Genomic DNA, 250 nt, shown 5'->3' on the forward strand with positions numbered 1-250 from the left:
CTGAGCCCCGACGCTGCCCGGATCGTGAAGGTCCATTACGACAAGGCGATCCAGCCCTCCGCCAGCTTCATGGACTATGGGGTGGAGGATGCCCGGATCAGCCTGGTCGGCGGCCGCTGGTGGATGACCGTGTGCGGCGTCTCGGCGGAGCGCCACTGCACGGCCATGTACCATTCGGTGAACGGGCTCGATTACAAGCTGCTCGGGGTGGTGCTCGATCACCAGAACAAGGACATGGTCCTGTTCGAGG

The 250-nt window shown here is 64.0% G+C and carries 1 protein-coding gene; it reads left to right on the forward strand.

Features of this window, described 5'->3' with window-relative positions:
- Positions 1-250: glycoside hydrolase family protein (locus NLU14_RS22595; RefSeq protein ID WP_275710832.1), on the forward strand; the 250-nt coding region annotated here is incomplete at both ends.

It is taken from the genome of Marinobacter iranensis (assembly GCF_029207565.1).
Taxonomy (GTDB): domain Bacteria; phylum Pseudomonadota; class Gammaproteobacteria; order Pseudomonadales; family Oleiphilaceae; genus Marinobacter; species Marinobacter iranensis.